Origin of the sequence: Niveispirillum sp. KHB5.9 (assembly GCF_048066115.1) — a bacterium.
GTDB lineage: Bacteria > Pseudomonadota > Alphaproteobacteria > Azospirillales > Azospirillaceae > Niveispirillum.
Genome location: NZ_JBLTYX010000067.1, coordinates 1 through 932, shown reverse-complemented (window position 1 = coordinate 932; position 932 = coordinate 1). Strand labels below are relative to the sequence as shown.

At 65.6% G+C, this 932-nt stretch carries 1 protein-coding gene; it reads left to right on the top strand.

Annotated features, from left to right (window positions below):
• A partial coding sequence (locus tag ACM9HJ_RS30960; RefSeq protein ID WP_416575663.1) for a hypothetical protein occupies positions 1 to 899 on the top strand: 899 nt, incomplete at its 5' end.
• Positions 900 to 932 lie beyond the last annotated feature (33 nt).

Here is a 932-nt window from a genome sequence, read left to right as displayed (position 1 = left end):
CGCTGACCTATGCCTGGCGTGCGGACGGGGCGCTGTCGTCGGTGTCGGAAGTGGGGGCCGTGACGGGACCGGGGGTGCTGGCGCGCTATCATTATGATGCGCGTGGCCGTGTCGACCGTGTGGAACGCGGCAACGGGGTGGTCAGCACCTATGGCTGGAACGGGCTGGACCGTCTGACCTCGCTGAGCCATGACGCGGTGGGAACGGCGGGGGATATGTCGCTGGGCTTCACGTATGGCTCGACGGGGGAGATGCTGACGCGCAGCCTGGACAATGGTTCCTACGCGGTGCCGCTGCCGGCGTCGGGGGATGTGGCGGGGGTGGTGGACGCACTGAACCGGCTGGTCTCGGTGGGCGGCACGGCCATCGGCCATGACACGGCGGGCCGGGTGGAGACGGACGGGACATCGCACTATCTTTATGATGGGGATGGCCGGCTGGTGGCGGTGACGCCGCAAGGTGGCGGTGGCGAGGGTGTCGGACTTTTCTATGACGTCCTGGGCCGCCTGTCGCGGATCGCACCGGGTTCGGGCGTGGGAGCGGTGAACCTTGCCTATGATGGCCTGGACGTGGTGGCAGAACTGGACGATGCCGGCACGGTGCTGCGGCGCTATGCGCATGGGGCCGGGCTGGGCCAGCCATTGGTGGAATATGCAGGCGCCGACACGGACAGCCGGCGCTGGCTGCTGGCGGACGAGCGCGGGTCGGTGGTCGGGCTTTCCGACGGGTCCGGTTCGGTAACGTCGGTCAATACCTATGACGAATACGGGGTGCCAGGTTCGGGGAACAGCGGGCTGTTCCAATATACGGGTCAGATGCGCATTGAACCGCTCCTGGTTTGCCGGAGGCTTGAATTTAATAGTTATGCGGCCATGGCTTTAGTTTCCAGAGCTGCGTAGAAGTTGGCTTTGGCTTCCGCGGGGGGAATGTTT